Genomic DNA, 18,713 nt, shown 5'->3' with positions numbered 1-18,713 from the left:
ACAGGCATTTCTCTTACGAGTTTGCGCCGCAGTGCGAGGTTCAGCCAATTGCCACTGCCAAGGTACGAACGGTACAGCTATAGTTTGCAGGCCGACGAAGGCCCAACTGCACAAGGTGCTCCCGGAATGACCCGATTGACCTCTCTCAACCCTTGGCTGGCGGCTGTCGCCGTCGCCCTTTGCGTGCAGTTTCCGGCGCAGGCGGCCGAGCGCTTTACCCTCGACATCCCCGGTGTCTCGGACAATCGCCTGTTCACCTCGGCCGCCGCGAGCGATGCGGCCGGTTGCGGTGGCAAGAACCAGTCCCCGGCACTGGCCTGGAACGCCGGGCCTGCCGGCACTCTGAGCTACGCAATCGTCATGCACGACCCGGACGGCCAGAAAGGGGCTGGCGTCGATCACTGGATTCATTACGGCATCAAAGCCACCACCCGGCAGATCCCGGCCGGTGTCGGCGCCAAATCCAGTCTCGAAGGCGTAGGCGGCACCAACAGCAAAGGCACCACCCATTACATCGGGCCATGCCCACCGGTTGGCGACAGCGCCCACCACTACATCATTCAGATCTACGCCCTGGATCTGGCTCCGGATGCCTTGCCCGCCGGTCTGACCCGCGCCGAGCTGATGGACAAGATCAAAGGCCACGTACTGCGTAACAGCAGCGTGGTGCGGCGTTATCACCGCTAAAAATTTTTTTTGGCGGGGTTTAACCCGATCTGAAGGGGCTGCCCGTCTCAGTGGATGAATGGATCACTTTCATCCCGAGGTCAGCCCCCATGTCCCGCTTCCTGCCTTTTCTGCGACCCGTTGCTGTCGGTGTGTTGTTGACCATCGCCGGTTGCGGCGTGTCTTCCAATCCCGAATCGGCTGTTGTCCCGGCGCCGGCCCAGCCACAGGCGTCGATTCAGCATGAAGCGCTCGCTGCCGACCGTGCGATGGTCAAGCGCAGAGCAAGTCCGGCGCCGATTGCCAGTTTCGCGGCGATGCCGGCCCCGGAAAGTTATCCACAAGGCTATCGCGACGAGCAGCGCGAGCAATATCAGGCGCTGGCCGATAATCCGATTCACAGCGTGGCCGAGGCCCCGGTCTCAACCTTCAGCGCCGACGTCGATACCGGCGCCTACGCTAACGTCCGGCGTCTGCTCAATCAGGGACGCCTGCCTCCGGAAGGTGCGGTGCGGCTGGAAGAGATGGTCAATTACTTTCCCTACAACGATGCGCTGCCCAGCGATGGCTCGCCCTTCGGCGTGACTACCGAACTGGCCGCCACCCCGTGGAATCAGCACACGCGCCTGCTGCGGATCGGCATCAAGGCCTCCGACCGGGCCGTGGCGGAACTGGCCCCGGCCAATCTGGTGTTTCTGGTGGACGTGTCCGGTTCGATGGATCGCCGCGAAGGCCTGCCGCTGGTCAAAAGCACGCTGAAACTGTTGGTTGATCAGTTGCGCGAGCAGGATCGGGTGTCGCTGGTGGTGTATGCCGGCGAATCCCGGGTGGTGCTGGAGCCAACGTCTGGCCGGGAAAAAGCCAAAATTCGCACAGCCATCGAGCAATTGACCGCTGGCGGCTCAACTGCAGGTGCGTCGGGCATCGAACTGGCCTATCAAATGGCACAACAGGCGTTCATCCCCAAAGGCATCAACCGCATCCTGCTGGCCACTGACGGTGACTTCAACGTCGGCATCAGCGACTTCGACAGCCTCAAGCAAATGGCTGTGGATAAACGCAAGACCGGGATTTCCCTGACCACCCTGGGTTTCGGTGTGGATAACTACAATGAACACTTGATGGAACAGCTGGCCGACGCTGGCGACGGCAACTACGCCTATATCGATAACCTGCGCGAGGCGCGCAAAGTGCTGGTGGATCAACTCGGTTCGACCCTGGCGGTGGTGGCGAAAAACGTCAAATTGCAGGTGGAATTCAATCCGGCACAGGTCAGTGAATATCGCCTGCTCGGCTACGAAAACCGTGCGCTTAAGCGTGAGGATTTCAGCAACGACAAGGTTGATGCCGGTGAGGTCGGCGCAGGACACACGGTGACCGCGCTGTATGAAATTGTCCCGGCAGGTGAGAAGGGCTGGCTGGAACCGCTGCGCTACGGTAAATCGGAAGCGGCGGTTTCGGCGAAAAACGGGGAATTGGCGATGCTGCGTGTCCGTTATCAACAGCCAGAAGGTGGGAAAAGTCTGCTGATCGAGCGGCCGATTACCGATCAAGTCGCACCGGCCAGTGACGATCTGCGTTTCGCAGCGGCGGTGGCGGCGTTTTCCCAGCAGCTCAAGGACGCTCGCTACACCGGCGACTTCAGCCTGAAAGACACCGAAACGCTGGCCCGTGGCGCTCGTGGCGATGACCATTTCGGTCTGCGCAACGAGTTCGTGCAACTGGTGGAACTGGCGCAAAGCCTGCGCAGCTCAACCGCATCGAATACGCTGCCCATTGAGCGACGGATCGAATAGTGAGCCGATTCAAAGGCTTCATCAGTCAGCTGTTTGCTACGCCAGACAGCCCGACCGCCAGCAGCGATGAAACGCTGCTGGTGCGTTATCGCGAAGGCGACGGCGCGGCGTTCGAGATTTTGTACGCCCGTCATCGGCAAAGTCTGTATCGCTTTTTGCTCGGGTTGAGCGGCAAACCGGAACTGGCTGACGAGGTGTTACAGGACACTTGGCTGAGCCTGATCCGCAGCACCAGTCAGCCACAAGGACGGGCGACGTTTCGTACGTGGCTGTTCCAGATTGCACGCAATCGGCTGATCGATCACTGGCGCAAACACGGCGCATATCAGCCGCTGCACGACAGTTACGACGAACAACTGCACGCGGTCGGTGACGAGACCCACGATCCCGAGCAACTGCTGAACCTCAGCCGCGACAGCCAGCGCCTGGAAAGCGCCCTGCAAACCCTGCCCGCCGAGCAGCGCGAAGTGTTTCTGCTGCGCGCCCACGGTGACCTCGACCTGGCACAAATCGCCAGCCTCACCGAAACATCGCTGGAAACCGTCAAAAGCCGCTTGCGCTACGCCCAGCAAAAACTGCGTCGGCTGCTGGCCGAGGAGGTACTGACATGACTGACGCCCGCCAGACGCCGGAAGAGCAACTGCTCAAACATTATCGCGAGCAACACACCGGCGAGCCGTCAGAACAGCTCGATGCGCTGATTCTCGCCGCTGCGCGCCGCGCAGCTCCGGCGCCCAAGCCAAGCCTGTGGCAACGCTGGTGGCACTTCTGCCAGAAACCGCGCTGGCAGATCGCCTTCGCCAGCCTGGTCGGTGTGGCACTGATGCTGTCGCTGGTGCAACGTGCGCCCGAGCCGCCAGCGCAATTCGACTTCACCCCGGCCGCCAAACCGGCCGCGCCATTGGCGCGCAAGCAAGCGCCGGAAGCGCAGTCACTGGCCGCCCCGCCCGCTGCGGCCATGCCCGCACCGGCACCGATGATGGAAATGGCCGAGCCGATGCAAAGCGACGCGATCAGCGCCGACGAAGCCAGACTCAGCAAACGCGCCGCCGCCCCGGCCAACGGCCTGGATGAGCAACTGCGCGAAGTCCTGCGCCTGCGCGAGGCCGGCCAGTCGCAAGCCGCGGATGCGCTGTACAACAATCTGCACAAACGCTACCCCGGGGTGAACCTCGACCTGCGACTTGAGCGCATCCGCCAGAACTGACCGCTTGTTCACCCAGCCATTTGGCATTGCCCGGCAAAAACGCGCACTATCGAGCCATGGCTGAAGCGCTGGAGAACAAAGTGGCAGCAAAAATCGACCGCATCGCCCAACTCCTCAACTGCCCGCAGAAGGGCGAGGAGATGCGGCGCGCGATTACCGAGGCGCGCAAGGAGTTCCTGCTGAACCAGTCGGAAGACGACGTCGTGGAAGAAGACGAGGTTTTTGAGGAGGCTGCGGAAGAAGAGGAAGACGACGATTACGACGAGTTTGACTGGACGACGGAGTGACGGTCGTTGCATCTAACACCGCGCCCACAAAAAAGCCCCGGACCATCACAGTCCGGGGCTTTTCGTTTCAATTCATGGCGCACCAGGCGGGATTCGAACCCACGACCCCTGCCTTCGGAGGGCAGTACTCTATCCAGCTGAGCTACTGGTGCAGCGGGCGACATCATACCTAGGTCGGCTCGGGGCGTCCATGCCGGGTTTTGGCGGGTTTTGTCAGGGCGCGTGTCGGTGTGAAACGCTGCATTCCTTAAAGCTGTAACGTCCTGCAAAACCCTCGCTTGGCGCTTTTTCCCGGCTGATCTATGGTTTGGCTGCGGCCGAGGCTTTTTGCGCGTTGATCTGAAAAATCCAGCAAACGCAGGGTTTTTGTTCTTTTTTTCGAACGACCTATTGTCCTTTAACCCCTTTGCTCCTACGATCCGTTTGAGATTTCAAACGCTCTTTGACGGGGTGTGGAAGCGCAGGTGCGGTGAATAACGCACGATCACTGCGCCTCACCCGGTAGATGATTTCCCTGACGGCAGCCTTGCGAGGCGCCTTTCTACAATCATAATTTTGCTCCGCGCAGGCCGCGGTGCTGTTAAGGAAAGCCGACATGCAGCTTAAAGATACCCAGTTGTTCCGCCAGCAAGCCTTCATTGATGGCGCTTGGGTCGATGCGGACAACGGTCAGACGATCAAGGTCAACAACCCGGCCACCGGCGAAATTCTCGGCACCGTGCCGAAGATGGGCGCTGCGGAAACCCGCCGTGCCATCGAAGCCGCCGACAAGGCGCTGCCGGCCTGGCGTGCACTGACCGCCAAAGAGCGTGCCGGCAAGCTGCGTCGCTGGTTTGAACTGATGATCGAGAACCAGGACGACCTCGCGCGCCTGATGACTCTAGAGCAGGGCAAGCCGCTGGCCGAAGCCAAGGGCGAAATCGTTTACGCCGCGTCGTTCATCGAGTGGTTCGCCGAAGAAGCCAAGCGCATTTACGGTGATGTGATTCCGGGCCACCAGCCGGACAAGCGCCTGATCGTGATCAAGCAACCAATTGGCGTGACCGCCGCGATCACCCCGTGGAACTTCCCGGCGGCGATGATCACCCGTAAGGCCGGCCCAGCGCTGGCCGCCGGTTGCACCATGGTGCTCAAGCCGGCTTCGCAAACTCCATTCTCCGCGTTCGCTCTGGCTGAACTGGCGCAGCGCGCCGGCATCCCTAAAGGCGTGTTCAGCGTGGTCTCCGGCAGCGCCGGCGACATCGGCAGCGAGCTGACCAGCAACCCGATCGTGCGCAAGCTGTCCTTTACCGGTTCGACCGAAATCGGCCGTCAGCTGATGTCCGAATGCGCCAAGGACATCAAGAAAGTCTCGCTGGAACTGGGCGGCAACGCGCCGTTCATCGTGTTCGACGACGCGGACCTGGATAAGGCCGTCGAAGGCGCGATCATCTCCAAATACCGCAACAACGGCCAGACCTGCGTCTGCGCCAACCGCCTGTACATTCAGGATTCGGTCTACGACGCGTTCGCCGAGAAGCTGAAAGTCGCGGTGGCCAAGCTGAAGATCGGCAACGGTCTGGAAGAAGGCACCACCACGGGTCCGCTGATCGACGAAAAAGCCGTGGCCAAAGTGCAAGAGCACATTGCTGACGCCGTGGCCAAAGGCGCCACCGTGCTGGCCGGTGGCAAGCCGATGGAAGGCAACTTCTTCGAGCCGACCATTCTGACCAATGTGCCGAAAGACGCGGCTGTGGCCAAGGAAGAAACCTTCGGCCCGCTGGCGCCGCTGTTCCGCTTCAAAGACGAAGCCGAAGTGATCGCGATGTCGAACGACACCGAGTTCGGTCTGGCCTCCTACTTCTACGCCCGCGACCTGGGCCGCGTGTTCCGTGTGGCGGAAGCGCTGGAATACGGCATGGTCGGCGTCAACACCGGGTTGATCTCCAACGAAGTCGCGCCGTTCGGCGGCATCAAGGCGTCGGGCCTGGGCCGTGAAGGCTCCAAGTACGGCATCGAGGATTACCTGGAAATCAAATACCTCTGCCTGGGCATCTAAGCCGGGAAAGGGATCGCTGCAAACGCAAAGGGCACGAGAGCGCTGTCCCTTTGCGTCGTTTTAAACCGGAATTTTCTCTGCGGCCAGGAACGCCGTGGCAGTCGATCATCGCATGCTGCCACCGCCGATTCCTCCCGCTTTATCCTTGAACCACGCCGCCCGATGAGCGGTGAATGAGGACTGTAATGAGCAAGACTAACGCTGAACTGATGGCCCGTCGTACCGCAGCTGTTCCACGTGGTGTTGGCCAGATTCACCCGATCTTCGCCGAATCGGCGAAGAACGCTACCGTGACTGACGTTGAAGGTCGTGAGTTCATCGACTTCGCCGGCGGTATCGCGGTACTGAACACCGGCCACGTGCACCCGAAAATCATCGCCGCCGTGACCGAACAGCTGAACAAGCTGACCCACACCTGTTTCCAGGTGCTGGCCTACGAACCGTACGTAGAGCTGTGTGAAAAGATCAACGCCAAGGTGCCTGGTGATTTCGCCAAGAAAACCCTGCTGGTGACCACCGGTTCCGAAGCCGTGGAAAACGCCGTGAAGATCGCCCGTGCCGCCACTGGCCGTGCCGGCGTGATCGCCTTCACCGGCGCCTACCACGGTCGCACCATGATGACCTTGGGCCTGACCGGTAAGGTCGTGCCGTACTCGGCCGGCATGGGCCTGATGCCAGGCGGCATCTTCCGCGCGCTGTACCCGAACGAGCTGCACGGTGTGAGCATCGACGATTCGATCGCGTCCATCGAACGCATCTTCAAGAACGACGCCGAGCCGAAAGACATCGCCGCGATCATCATCGAACCGGTGCAGGGTGAGGGTGGTTTCTACGTCGCGCCGAAAGAGTTCATGAAGCGTCTGCGTGCCCTGTGCGATCAGCACGGCATCCTGCTGATCGCTGACGAAGTGCAGACCGGCGCTGGCCGTACCGGCACCTTCTTCGCCATGGAACAGATGGGCGTTGCGGCCGACCTGACCACCTTCGCCAAATCCATCGCTGGCGGCTTCCCGCTGGCCGGTGTCTGCGGCAAGGCCGAATACATGGACGCCATCGCTCCAGGCGGCCTGGGCGGCACCTACGCCGGTAGCCCGATCGCTTGCGCTGCGGCCCTGGCCGTGATGGAAGTGTTCGAAGAAGAACACCTGCTGGACCGCTGCAAGGCAGTCGGCGAGCGTCTGGTCACCGGCCTGAAGGCCATCCAGGCCAAATACCCGGCAGTGATCGGCGAAGTGCGTGCGCTGGGCGCGATGATCGCGGTCGAGCTGTTCGAAAACGGCGACAGCCACAAACCGAACGCGGCCGCAGTGGCATCGGTGGTGGCCAAGGCACGTGACAAGGGTCTGATCCTGCTGTCTTGCGGCACCTACGGCAACGTGCTGCGCGTTCTCGTACCGCTGACCTCGCCGGACGAGCAACTGGACAAAGGCCTGGCGATCATCGAAGAGTGCTTCTCGGAGCTGTAATTCCGGGCACTGTGTGATCGGATCGAGAAAAAACCCGCTTCGGCGGGTTTTTTTATGCCTCGGAAACCCTTTTGCGCTGTATCGAAGGGCCAGCATTGGCTAAGGTTCAGGCATTGCAAGGGAGAGCGCGCATGACCGCCGTTGATTTACCCGCCGTACCCCGAGTGCTGATTGCCGAGGCCGATCCGTGGTCTCGTGACCTGCTTAAACAAGTGTTGCTCAACGTGCGCTGTGATGCGCGGCTGGACTTGTGTGCCGATGGCCAGCAAGCCATGTCGTTACTCAGCGAAGTGCCTTACGACCTGGCCATCGTCGATTGGGAGTTGCCCGGTATCGATGGCTTGAGCGTGCTGCGCAGCGTGCGCCAGCGGAAACGCAATCCGCCGCTGCCGTTCATTCTGATGAGCAGTCGCAACGACAGCGCCAGCGTGCGCGAAGCCATCCCGTTGGCTCCGACGGCCTATCTGACCAAACCGCTGAACATGGAAACCCTGACCGAGCGGCTGCAGGGTTTGCTGCTGAACGCGGGTGAAGAGGTGTTCTGCGAAGTGCCGACGCTGGCGCCGGGCATGACCCTATCCGTGTTCCTCGAGCGGCGCCGCGAGCAGGCCGATGGCGCGCCGTTGATGACCGATGTGCAGGTGGCGGTCAAACGCAGCCTCAACCCCAATGGCCTCGACCTGAAACTGCTGGAAGAAGAGATCCGTACCGATCCGCAGATCACCGCCGTGCTGATCGCCGCCGCCAACAGCGCGGCGCAGCATCATGGCGCGGCGGTACAGACCCTGGGGCAGGCGCTGCATCGCCTCGGCACCGGGCAGAGCATGAACCTGATTCTCGGCCTGGCGCTCAAGCGCAGCGCCAAACTCAGCGACCCGTGCCTGGCGGATTACGCCGAGCGCTATTGGGGGCTGTCGCTGCACACTGCCGAATACGCCCGCACCCTGGCGCGCCTGCTCGACCTGGATCAGGAGCGCTGCTATTGCGCCGGCATGCTGCATCGCCTTGGCGATCTGGCGCTGTTGCGCTGTCTACAGGAGTGGAAGCAGGCCGGCGGCGAGCTTGATGAGTGGGAGGAAGTCGGTGACGCGCTGGCGGAATTCGGCGCGGCTTACGGTTCGGCGTTGCGCACGCGCTGGCGCCTGCCGCTGGAGCTGCGCGAGTTGATTGCGTCGGTCTACCAGCTCGGAGGCGGGGTTTATTCCCGTGAGGCGCTGGTGATGAACATGGCGGCGCAAATGGCACGCCTGACCGAACATGAGGGCGTTGAGGAACTGGCAAAGAGTCGCACGGCGCGGCTGCTGAAGATCGGGTTGCCGGAACTGATGCGGATGCGTAAATAACCGGATTCACGAGCATCCCCCTCTAGGAGCTGCGGCACGCTGCGATCTTTTGATCTTGTCTTTTAAAGCAAAAATCAAAAGATCGCAGCGTGCCGCAGCTCCTACAGGGGAGGTAAATCGGATGGTGGATTCAGCTTGAGATAATCCGGTTCTTGCCCTGCCGTTTGGCCTCGTACATCGCTGCGTCCGCCCGGGCGAACAGGCTGTCGAGGCTTTCATCATCGTCCCTGAGGCTGGTCAGTCCCTGGCTGACGGTGATGCCGAAGGTCTGGCCTTCGACATTGAAGACCATCCGCTGAATCTCCTGCTGCAGCCGCTCGGCCACTTGCATCGCCATGTCCGGTGCACAATCGGGGAACACGGCCGCGAATTCTTCTCCGCCGATACGTCCGAACAGATCACCCCGACGTAACGAAGTGCGCCCGCATTCGGCGATGCGTTGCAGCACGTTGTCGCCTTCCGGGTGGCCGTAGCTGTCGTTGATCTGCTTGAAGTCATCAATGTCCAGCAGCAGGAAGGCCAGTGGCGAACCGTGCAGGCGCGCGTCGTCGAATTCGCGGTTGGCGCATTCGAAGAAGTGGCGACGGTTGCTGCTTTGGGTCAGTACGTCGGTGGTGGCCAGCCGATGCAGTTCGGTTTCCATGCGCTTTTTGTCGGTGATGTCTTCGGCGATGCCGACGATGATCACCGGTTGCCCGGGCTCGTCCTGACGGTTGATGAAGCACTTGTCGCTGAGCCAGCGAACCTGGCCGTCGGCGGCGATTATCCGGTATTCGCGGTCTTCCACCGCGCCTTTGTGCAGCACTTCGGCCAGGCTGCGCTCGGCATAGTCGAGGTCGTCGGGGTAGATGCTGTCGCGCCATTGGTTGTAGTCAGCCAGCAACAGGCCTGCGGAACGACCGAAAATCCGCTCGTAGGCAGGGCTGACATAGAGCACCTGACGGGTTTCCCAATTGAACGCCCAGAGCACCGCGTTGACGCTCACCAGCAATGAACTGAACAGTTGTTCGCGCTCGCTCAGCCGGGCGACTTCGCCTTGGGCGTGCATCAGCGCCATCAGGGTTTGCGCGGCCTCGGGCCACTGCGCAAGGGATGAGTCTTGTTGATTGTTGTTGACCATCGGCACATTTCTCAAAGGGCGTGCCGCGATTTCGACAACGGCCACAGTACAGCCCGCCGGGATGGCGAAGTGTCTTTGAGATAGGGCTTTCGGTGCTAAGTTCCGCGCTTTTGTAGAGAGGAAGCTTGCTCCCGCCGGGCGGTAGAGATGACGCGTTTCAGCAATGAGAACGCGTCGACACATTTGCGGTAGCTGCGCTACCGATCGGGGATGAATCCCCTCGCCACAGGGGATTCATTCATGGCGGTCAGGCTGCGGCGGGGCGCAGCGAGTAGGTTTTCAGCTGGTCGGCGAATTCACGCAGAGACTGGATGCCGCTGGCTTCGGCCTCGTGCACCCATTCCTTGATGGCGGCGAGCATGTCGTGGCCATTGGCGCTGGTCTTGACCCAGATCTGCTGCAGGGCCAGGCGTTTTTCGTAAATGACCTTCAGCGCCTGGCTGTGCTCGAGCATGTTCTGGATGCGCAAGTGATGACGGTCTTCCAACAGGCTGGTTTCCCGCGACAGCAGGCGTTTGGCGCGATGGAATTGATGGCGTACCGAATGATCGACCTTGTCCAGTTCCTGCTTGACCAGTGGGCCGATCACCAATTTGCGGTATTGGGCCATGATCTGGAAGCGGTTGTTGAGGATCGCCATGGCGGTGTCCATGTCCAGATGGCCCTTGCCTTCGACGCGGTGGGCAATCGGCGCCACACGCTGCACCTTGGCCAGTTTGAAGAAGCTGAAGACTTTGATCCACGCCCAGCCGAGGTCGAATTCCCACTTCTTCACCGACAGCTTGGCCGAGTTGGGGTAGGTGTGATGGTTGTTGTGCAGTTCTTCACCACCGATCAGGATGCCCCACGGCACCAGATTGGTCGCCGCGTCGCGGCATTCGAAGTTGCGGTAGCCGATGGCATGGCCCAGACCGTTGACCACGCCGGCAGCCCAGACCGGGATCCACATCATCTGGATCGCCCAGATGGTGATGCCAATGGTGCCGAACAGCAGGAGGTCGATGATGCCCATGATCGCCACACCCAGCAGCGGATAGTGGCTGTAGAGATTGCGCTCGATCCAGTCTTCCGGGCAGTTCTTGCCATAGATGCGCAGGGTCTCCGGATTCTCGGCTTCGGCGCGATACAGCTCGGCGCCTTTGCGCAGCACGGTGGACAGACCCTTGATCACCGGGCTGTGCGGGTCATCTTCGGTTTCGCACTTGGCGTGGTGTTTGCGGTGGATGGCAGTCCACTCGCGGGTGTTCTGTGCCGTGGTCAGCCACAGCCAGAAGCGGAAAAAGTGTTTCAGGCCGGCATTCAGCTCAAGTGAGCGATGGGCCGAGTAACGGTGCAGATAGACCGTGACGGCGACAATTGTCACGTGGGTCATCAGCAGGGTGACCGCGACCAGTGACCAGGCCGACAAGCCAAGAAAACCTTCGTACCACATAGGCTATAGGGCCCTCGATAAAGATAAAAACAGCCGTTGCATTATCACCAAGCACACAGATAAAACCAGTCGCCCTTTCAGATAAGAGTCGCTGGATGTTTCTTGACCTATAATTCCAACCTTTTTTGTAGGGACATGGACAGCCGAATGCCTGCCACTTACCGCGATGCCCTGCGTGCAGCGCTGCTTTACCTGTTGCTTGCTGTTGTCTGGCTGCAGGGCACTGGTTACTTATTGAACAGTTTCTTTGATGAGTCTGTCGATCTGCAGCGATGGCAACTGATCAACGGTTACGTCTGGGCTGCCGTGAGCGCTGGCCTGATCTTCCTCGCGCGGGCCAGATTGTGTGAATTTCTCGGCATCGGTGCGCGGTTACGCGAGCGGCAGGCCGACCGTGAACGCCTGCGCCAGGCCGCCGCGGTATTCGACTGCACCCGCGAGGGCGTGCTGGTCACCAACCGCGAGGGCCTGATCGTGCACGTCAACCGTGCGTTCATGGAAATCACCGGCTACCAGTACGAGGAAGTTCTCGGCCACCAGCCGAGCCTGTTCAAGTCCGGCCACCATCCGCCGGGCTTCTATCAGGCGATGTTCGCCACGCTGGAGAGCGAGGGCGAATGGAGCGGGGAGATCTGGAACCGGCGCAAGAGCGGCGAGATTTACCCGCAGTGGCAGACCATTCGCGTGATTCACGATGATCAGGGCCACCTCAGCCACTACGTGGCGGTGTTTTCCGACATCAGTGCGATCAAGGACTCTGAGCACGAACTCAAGCACCTCGCCCACCACGACCCGCTGACCGACCTGCCCAATCGCCTGTTGTTCAGCGACCGCGCCGAGCAGGCGCTGGCGTCGGCGCAGATCCACAAGCGCGGCTGCGCCTTGCTGATGATCGATCTGGACCACTTCAAGATGATCAACGACAGCCTCGGCCATAACGTCGGTGATCGCCTGCTCAAAGCCGTGGCGGCACGCCTGCAGGAACTGTTCGGCCCCGGGATTACGCTGGCGCGGCTAGGTGGTGACGAATTCGCGGTACTGGCGGAGAGTTGTCCGCAACTGGTTCAAGCCGCGGCGCTGGCCCAGCGCATTCTCGATGCGCTCAAGGAGCCGTTCGGCATCGACCGGCATGAGCTGTTCATCAACGCCAGCATCGGCATCAGCCTGTTCCCCAGCGACGCGTTGAGTGCCGATCAGTTGTTGCGCAATGCCGACGCCGCACTGTTCAAGGCCAAGAGCAGCGGGCGCAACGGTTACGCGTTGTACACCGAAGAGCTGACCGCGCACGCGCAGCAACGGGTCGAGATCGCTTTCGAGCTGCGCCGTGCGCTGGAGCAACAGGAACTGCGGGTCTACTACCAGCCGGTTCACGATTTGCGCAGCAGTCGCCTGATTGGCGTCGAAGCGCTGGTACGCTGGCAGCATCCGCAGCGCGGGCTGGTGTCGCCGGCGGAATTCATTCCGATTGCCGAGCGCACCGGGATGATTGCTGAAATCGACGCCTGGGTGATGCGCCAGGCGTGTTCGCAGATGTGCCAATGGCAGCAGGCCGGGGTCGTGCTGTCGTTCGTCGCGGTGAACGTGTCGTCGCGGTTGTTCGCCCGGCGTGAGCTGTACCAGCAGGTGGCGCAGGTGCTGCACGAGACCGGTCTGGATCCGGCCTTTCTGGAACTGGAGGTCACCGAGAGCGCGGTGATGGATGATCCGGAAGTGGCGCTGGAGCAGATGCATCATTTGCGTGAACTGGGGATTCGCCTGGCCATTGACGATTTCGGTACCGGCTACTCATCGCTGTTGCGGCTCAAGCGCCTGCCGGTGCAGAAGCTCAAGATCGATCAGGGTTTTGTCGCCGGGTTGCCCTGGGACGAGGACGACGCCGCGATCGTCCGGGTGATCATCGCGCTGGCCCGGAGCATGGGCATGCAGGTGCACGCCGAGGGGATCGAGCAGGCCGAGCAGGCGGCGTTTCTGCTGGAGCAGGCCTGTGACCTGGGACAGGGCTACTGGTTTGGGCGGCCAGTGCCGGCGGGGGAGATTGATTGGGCCAAAGCCCCTGTTATCGGTTAACAGTCCTGCTCTGGCTGACACCAAACCTGTGGCGAGGGGATTTATCCCCGATGGGTCGCGCAGCGGCCCTGAAAAAAAGGGACTGCTACGCAGTCCATCTGGGATGAATCCCCTCGCCACAGGGTTTCATACAGGCTTCAAACTCAGTGAACACCGCGCAAACCCTTGGCCCGTCAGATAATGTTTTCTAGTTATATAAACATTCTTAAATAGTCTTTTTAAGAATATCTGCGCCTCTCTTATATTGCTCCCACGCCGAACGCAGTGCCGCCCACTGCCAGGCATATCCCATTCAAAGGAGCAGCACCATGAGCGCATCCCTTCGCAGCGTTGACGGTCAGGACGAAACCACCATCTTGCGTGAAATCCAGAGCGCCCTGCGCGATCTGCGTTTCGGCGCGGTGGAGATCACTGTGCACAACGCCCAGGTCGTGCAGATCGAACGCAAAGAGAAATTCCGTCTGCAGCAGCCGGGTAACAAACCGAGCTGATATGAAGATCAAAAGATCGCAGCCTGCGGCAGCTCCTACAGGGGGCTGTGTGTAGGAGCTGCCGCAGGCTGCGACCTTTGAACCGGCACCCCGATTTCCGAAATACATAAGAAAAAGCCACCACCAAGAATTCCAGGAGCTTTCACCATGTCGTCGATTCGCCGTTACGCTTTGGCCGCCCTGGCCAGCGCCGTGTTTGCCGGTTCTGCAGTTGCCAAGGATTACGAATTGCTCAATGTGTCGTACGACCCGACGCGCGAGCTGTACCAGGACTACAACGCCGAATTCATCAAGTTCTGGCAGAAAGATCACGCCGGCGACACCGTGAAAATCCAGCAATCCCATGGCGGATCTGGCAAGCAGGGCCGTGCGGTGATCGACGGTTTGCGCGCCGACGTGGTGACCCTGGCACTGGCCGGCGACATCGACGAAATCGCCAAGCTCGGCAAGACCCTGCCGGCCGACTGGCAGAAGCGCCTGCCCGAGGCAAGCACTCCATATACCTCGACCATCGTGTTCCTGGTGCGCAAGGGCAACCCGAAAGGCATCAAGGACTGGGGTGATCTGGTCAAGAATGACGTTTCGGTGATCACCCCGAACCCGAAAACCTCCGGCGGTGCGCGCTGGAACTTCCTTGCCGCGTGGGCCTATGGCCTGAAAGCCAACGGCGGCAGCGAAGAAAAAGCCAAAGAGTACGTGCAGACCCTGTTCAAGCACGTTCCGGTACTGGACACCGGCGCTCGTGGCTCGACCATCACCTTCGTCAACAACGGTCAGGGTGACGTGTTGCTGGCCTGGGAAAACGAAGCGTTCCTGGCGTTGAAAGAAGACGGCGGCGCTGACAAGTTCGACATCGTCGTGCCGTCGCTGTCGATTCTGGCCGAGCCACCGGTGGCGGTGGTCGACAAGAACGCCGAGAAAAAGGGCAACGAACAGATTGCCGAAGCTTACTTGAAGCACCTGTACAGCCCGGCCGGTCAGGAGATCGCCGCGAAGAACTTCTACCGTCCACGCGACAAGGACGTGGCGGCGAAGTACGCCCAGCAGTTCCCGAAACTGGAACTGGTGACCATCGACAAGGACTTCGGCGGCTGGAAATCCGCACAACCGAAGTTCTTCAACGACGGTGGCGTGTTCGACCAGATCTACCAGGCGCAGTAATCTGACCCACAATGAGCCTGAAGTTCAGGCACTTGAGATGTGGGAGTGAGCCTTTGTGGTGAGGGGATTCATCCCCGATGGGTTGCGCAGCAGCCCCAATGCCGACCTTTGCGGTGAATCAAATCTACCGCGAACTCTGGTTTTGCGACTGCTTCGCAGTCGGTCGGGGATAAATCCCCTCACCACAGGGCTTGCTCCCACATTGATGCGTTCAGCGGAATGCTTTTTAACCAAGGACTTTTATGTCGCGTCGTATCTCCCCCGTCATACCCGGCTTCGGGCTGACGCTGGGTTACACCTTGGTGTACCTCAGCCTGATTGTGCTTATCCCGCTGGCGGCGATGTTCGTCCACGCCGCCCAACTCACCTGGGATCAGTTCTGGACGATCATCTCCGCACCGCGCGTGCTGGCTGCTCTGAAGCTGAGCTTCGGCACCGCGCTGTGTGCCGCGATCATCAACGGCATCATCGGCACGCTGCTGGCCTGGGTGCTGGTGCGTTACACCTTCCCGGGGCGCAAGGTGATCGACGCGATGATCGACCTGCCGTTCGCCCTGCCGACGGCGGTGGCCGGTATCGCCCTGACCGCGCTGTACACCCCGACCGGATTGGTCGGCCAGTTCGCCGCCGACCTCGGTTTCAAGATCGCTTACACCCCGTTGGGCATCACCCTGGCGCTGACTTTCGTGACGCTGCCGTTCGTGGTGCGCACGGTGCAGCCGGTACTGGCTGACATCCCGCGTGAAGTCGAAGAAGCTGCCGCTTGCCTCGGTGCGAAACCGTTGCAGGTGTTCCGCCATATCCTCCTGCCAGCGCTGTTGCCAGCGTGGCTGACCGGATTTGCCCTGGCCTTTGCCCGGGGTGTCGGCGAGTACGGTTCGGTGATTTTCATCGCCGGCAACATGCCGATGAAAACCGAAATCCTGCCGCTGCTGATCATGGTCAAACTTGACCAGTACGATTACACCGGCGCCACGTCCATCGGTGTGCTGATGCTGGTGGTTTCCTTCGTCCTGTTGCTGCTGATCAACCTGCTGCAGCGGCGCATCGAAACCCCATAAGGAGGCGCGAACCATGTCCCAATCGTCTATTGCGGCCGCGTCCTCGGCCAACGCTGCGCGGCGTGGCAGTGCCACTTCGCGCAGAATCCTGATCGGCCTTGGCTGGCTGATCTTTTTCCTGTTTCTGGTACTGCCGCTGTTCATCGTGGTGTCGCAGGGTTTGAAGAATGGCCTCGGCGCATTCTTCACCGCGATCTTTGAACCGGACGCCTTGTCGGCGCTGAAACTCACGGTGATCGCCGTGCTGATTTCGGTGCCGTTGAACCTGGTGTTCGGTGTTAGCGCCGCATGGTGCGTGAGCAAATATTCGTTCCGCGGCAAGAGCATGCTGGTGACGCTGATCGACCTGCCGTTCTCGGTGTCGCCGGTGATCGCAGGTCTGGTCTACGTGCTGATGTTCGGCGCTCAGGGCCTGTTCGGGCCGTGGCTGCAGGATCATGACATCCAGATCGTCTTCGCCCTGCCGGGCATCGTGCTGGCGACGATCTTCGTCACCGTGCCGTTCGTGGCCCGTGAGCTGATCCCGCTGATGCAGGAACAAGGCACGCAGGAAGAAGAAGCCGCGCGGCTGCTCGGCGCTAATGGCTGGCAGATGTTCTGGCATGTCACCGTCCCCAACATCAAGTGGGGTCTGATCTATGGCGTGGTGCTGTGTACCGCGCGGGCCATGGGTGAGTTCGGTGCGGTGTCGGTGGTCTCCGGGCACATTCGCGGGGTGACCAACACCTTGCCGCTGCACGTCGAGATCCTCTACAACGAATACAACCACGTGGCCGCGTTCGCCGTGGCGAGCCTGTTGCTGATCCTGGCGCTCTTCATCCTGCTGCTCAAGCAGTGGAGCGAAAACCGTATCAACCGCCTGCGCGCCAGCGCCGCGGAGGAATAATTCATGTCGATCGAAGTGCGTAACGTCAGCAAGAATTTCAATGCGTTCAAGGCGCTGGACAACATCAGCCTGGACATTCAGAGCGGTGAACTGGTGGCGCTGCTCGGCCCGTCCGGCTGCGGCAAGACCACGCTGCTGCGGATCATCGCCGGCCTGGAAACCCCGGATCAGGGCAACATCGTGTTTCACGGCGAAGACGTCTCCGGCCACGACGTGCGTGATCGCAACGTCGGTTTCGTGTTCCAGCACTACGCGCTGTTCCGGCACATGACGGTGTTCGACAACGTCGCGTTCGGCCTGCGCATGAAACCGAAAAACCAGCGCCCGAGCGAAAGCCAGATCGCGACCAAGGTCCACGAACTGCTGAACATGGTGCAACTGGACTGGTTGGCCGATCGCTACCCGGAGCAACTGTCCGGCGGCCAGCGTCAGCGTATCGCTTTGGCGCGCGCGTTGGCGGTGGAACCGAAAGTGCTGCTGCTCGACGAGCCGTTCGGCGCCCTCGACGCCAAGGTGCGCAAAGAGCTGCGCCGCTGGCTGGCGCGCCTGCACGAAGACATCAACCTGACCTCGGTATTCGTGACCCACGACCAGGAAGAAGCGATGGAAGTCGCCGACCGCATCGTGGTGATGAACAAGGGCGTGATCGAGCAGATCGGCTCACCGGGCGACGTCTACGAAAACCCGGCCAGCGACTTCGTTTATCACTTCCTCGGCGACTCCAACCGCTTGTTGCTCAGCGACGACAACCACGTGCTGTTCCGGCCGCACGAGGTGTCGTTGTCCAGACATGAGCTGGAAGATCACCATGCCGCTGAAGTGCGTGATATTCGCCCATTGGGCGCGACCACGCGGGTGACGTTGAAGGTGGAAGGGCAGACGGATCTGATCGAGGCGGAAGTGGTGAAGGACCACGACAGCCTGATCGGACTGGCCAAGGGTGAAACCCTGTTCTTCAAGCCGAAGGTCTGGCAGAAAGTCGCCAGCCTCTAAAGTCAAAAGATCGCAGCCTTCGGCAGCTCCTACAGGGACATGCATTCCAATGTAGGAGCTGCCGCAGGCTGCGATCTTTCAAGCGGCCTAAGCCGCCGCTTTGCGATTCGGATTGACCCGCACCACCCCCGCCCGCGCCTCGATCTGCGCTTTCAACTCGTGGCGCATTCCCAGCAGGAACGCCACTTCGGCCACGACAAACAGCGGCCCGACAATTAACCCGCTGACATCATCGACAAACGCCGGTTTGCGCCCCTCGTAGTGGTGCCCGACAAACTGAATCACCCAGCCAATCACAAACATCGCCAGCCCGCTGCTCAGCCAGACCATGGTGCTCTGCTGCGCCAGCGCATGCCCGGCCCAGACCGACAGGCCCATCAACAGGCTCATCAGCACGCCGAGCTTCAGTTCCAGGCGCAGGTAGAACCACGCCGACGCCAGCGCCAGCAGGACCGCCGGAGAGATCCACAAGCCGCCCAGTGACCATTCTGGTCGCGACAACAATACCGCCACCGCCACCACGATCAGCGGAATGCCGATAAAGTGGCTGGCGATGTTGCGCGGGTCGCGGTGGTAGGCGGCGTATTGACTGAGATGGTCGACGAGGCTTTTCATTGTTGTTCCTCCTGTAGGGTGCGTGCAGCATGCCTCGGGTTCGGCGTTGGCTCTGTCAGGCAGGCGACAGTTGGGAGTGATCAT

At 60.8% G+C, this 18,713-nt stretch carries 17 protein-coding genes and 1 tRNA gene; 14 read left to right on the top strand and 4 right to left on the bottom strand.

The features are described from left to right. The first annotated feature begins 126 nt into the window (after positions 1-126). The 5 genes from KVQ82_RS29675 (at position 127) to KVQ82_RS29655 (ending at position 3,956) form a co-directional block, all read left to right on the top strand. Positions 127-687, top strand: coding sequence for a YbhB/YbcL family Raf kinase inhibitor-like protein (locus KVQ82_RS29675; protein WP_027611137.1), 561 nt, complete (start codon positions 127-129; stop codon positions 685-687). An 89-nt stretch (positions 688-776) separates the two neighbouring features. Beyond that, complete coding sequence (locus KVQ82_RS29670; RefSeq protein ID WP_222017365.1) at positions 777-2,462, top strand: VWA domain-containing protein; 1,686 nt, start codon at positions 777-779, stop codon at positions 2,460-2,462. Beyond that, positions 2,462-3,073: an RNA polymerase sigma factor gene (locus tag KVQ82_RS29665; RefSeq protein WP_313902816.1), complete on the top strand. Its 612-nt coding sequence runs from the start codon at positions 2,462-2,464 to the stop codon at positions 3,071-3,073. Before KVQ82_RS29670 ends, KVQ82_RS29665 begins: the two co-directional genes overlap by 1 nt. Beyond that, complete coding sequence (locus KVQ82_RS29660; protein ID WP_222017363.1) at positions 3,070-3,669, top strand: hypothetical protein; 600 nt, start codon at positions 3,070-3,072, stop codon at positions 3,667-3,669. The genes KVQ82_RS29665 and KVQ82_RS29660 overlap by 4 nt, the downstream gene beginning before the upstream one ends. A gap of 56 nt (positions 3,670-3,725) precedes the next feature. Further along, positions 3,726-3,956 carry a hypothetical protein gene (locus KVQ82_RS29655; protein WP_177327917.1) on the top strand — a complete coding sequence of 77 codons (231 nt, stop codon included), beginning with the start codon at positions 3,726-3,728 and terminating at the stop codon, positions 3,954-3,956. A gap of 75 nt (positions 3,957-4,031) precedes the next feature. Here KVQ82_RS29655 and KVQ82_RS29650 read toward each other — a convergent pair. Next, positions 4,032-4,108 (bottom strand) — tRNA-Arg (locus tag KVQ82_RS29650). A gap of 443 nt (positions 4,109-4,551) precedes the next feature. Between KVQ82_RS29650 and gabD the strand changes: the two genes are divergently transcribed. The 3 genes from gabD (at position 4,552) to KVQ82_RS29635 (ending at position 8,803) form a co-directional block, all read left to right on the top strand. Next, positions 4,552-5,994 (top strand): NADP-dependent succinate-semialdehyde dehydrogenase, encoded by a 1,443-nt coding sequence (gene gabD, locus KVQ82_RS29645; protein WP_007963502.1) that lies wholly within the window; start codon positions 4,552-4,554, stop codon positions 5,992-5,994. Between the two features lie 185 nt (positions 5,995-6,179). Beyond that, entirely contained in the window at positions 6,180-7,460 is a 1,281-nt protein-coding gene (gabT, locus tag KVQ82_RS29640) for a 4-aminobutyrate--2-oxoglutarate transaminase (RefSeq protein WP_182403345.1), read from the top strand. A 131-nt stretch (positions 7,461-7,591) separates the two neighbouring features. After that, positions 7,592-8,803: a response regulator gene (locus KVQ82_RS29635; protein WP_198760131.1), complete on the top strand. Its 1,212-nt coding sequence runs from the start codon at positions 7,592-7,594 to the stop codon at positions 8,801-8,803. 130 nt (positions 8,804-8,933) lie between these two features. On the opposite strand, the gene KVQ82_RS29630 is transcribed toward KVQ82_RS29635, so the two are convergent. After that, positions 8,934-9,923: a sensor domain-containing diguanylate cyclase gene (locus KVQ82_RS29630; RefSeq protein WP_222017361.1), complete on the bottom strand. Its 990-nt coding sequence runs from the start codon at positions 9,921-9,923 to the stop codon at positions 8,934-8,936. Positions 9,924-10,170: 247 nt separating this feature from the next. Continuing rightward, positions 10,171-11,355 carry a delta-9 fatty acid desaturase DesA gene (desA, locus tag KVQ82_RS29625; RefSeq protein ID WP_222017359.1) on the bottom strand — a complete coding sequence of 395 codons (1,185 nt, stop codon included), beginning with the start codon at positions 11,353-11,355 and terminating at the stop codon, positions 10,171-10,173. A 147-nt stretch (positions 11,356-11,502) separates the two neighbouring features. Between desA and dibA the strand changes: the two genes are divergently transcribed. From dibA to KVQ82_RS29595, 6 genes are all read left to right on the top strand, one after another. Then, a complete protein-coding gene (gene dibA / locus KVQ82_RS29620) occupies positions 11,503-13,422 on the top strand; it encodes a phosphodiesterase DibA (RefSeq protein ID WP_222017356.1) in 1,920 nt (639 codons plus the stop codon). A gap of 308 nt (positions 13,423-13,730) precedes the next feature. Further along, positions 13,731-13,913 (top strand): sulfur starvation response protein OscA, encoded by a 183-nt coding sequence (oscA, locus tag KVQ82_RS29615; protein WP_003220508.1) that lies wholly within the window; start codon positions 13,731-13,733, stop codon positions 13,911-13,913. Positions 13,914-14,060: 147 nt separating this feature from the next. Continuing rightward, positions 14,061-15,074 carry a sulfate ABC transporter substrate-binding protein gene (locus tag KVQ82_RS29610; RefSeq protein WP_108181331.1) on the top strand — a complete coding sequence of 338 codons (1,014 nt, stop codon included), beginning with the start codon at positions 14,061-14,063 and terminating at the stop codon, positions 15,072-15,074. Positions 15,075-15,316: 242 nt separating this feature from the next. Next, positions 15,317-16,135, top strand: coding sequence for a sulfate ABC transporter permease subunit CysT (gene cysT / locus KVQ82_RS29605; protein ID WP_007952818.1), 819 nt, complete (start codon positions 15,317-15,319; stop codon positions 16,133-16,135). Positions 16,136-16,148: 13 nt separating this feature from the next. Further along, positions 16,149-17,021: a sulfate ABC transporter permease subunit CysW gene (gene cysW, locus KVQ82_RS29600; RefSeq protein WP_007952817.1), complete on the top strand. Its 873-nt coding sequence runs from the start codon at positions 16,149-16,151 to the stop codon at positions 17,019-17,021. A 3-nt stretch (positions 17,022-17,024) separates the two neighbouring features. Then, entirely contained in the window at positions 17,025-18,014 is a 990-nt protein-coding gene (locus tag KVQ82_RS29595) for a sulfate/molybdate ABC transporter ATP-binding protein (RefSeq protein ID WP_086794830.1), read from the top strand. Positions 18,015-18,101: 87 nt separating this feature from the next. On the opposite strand, the gene KVQ82_RS29590 is transcribed toward KVQ82_RS29595, so the two are convergent. Further along, entirely contained in the window at positions 18,102-18,629 is a 528-nt protein-coding gene (locus KVQ82_RS29590; protein ID WP_222017354.1) for a DUF962 domain-containing protein, read from the bottom strand. Positions 18,630-18,713: the final 84 nt, after the last annotated feature.

The sequence above is a fragment of the Pseudomonas sp. AO-1 genome, assembly GCF_019775695.1.
Taxonomy (GTDB): Bacteria; Pseudomonadota; Gammaproteobacteria; order Pseudomonadales; family Pseudomonadaceae; genus Aquipseudomonas; species Aquipseudomonas parakoreensis.
The sequence above is the reverse complement of the archived record's forward strand: the minus strand, read 5'-3'. Positions and strand labels throughout refer to the sequence as shown.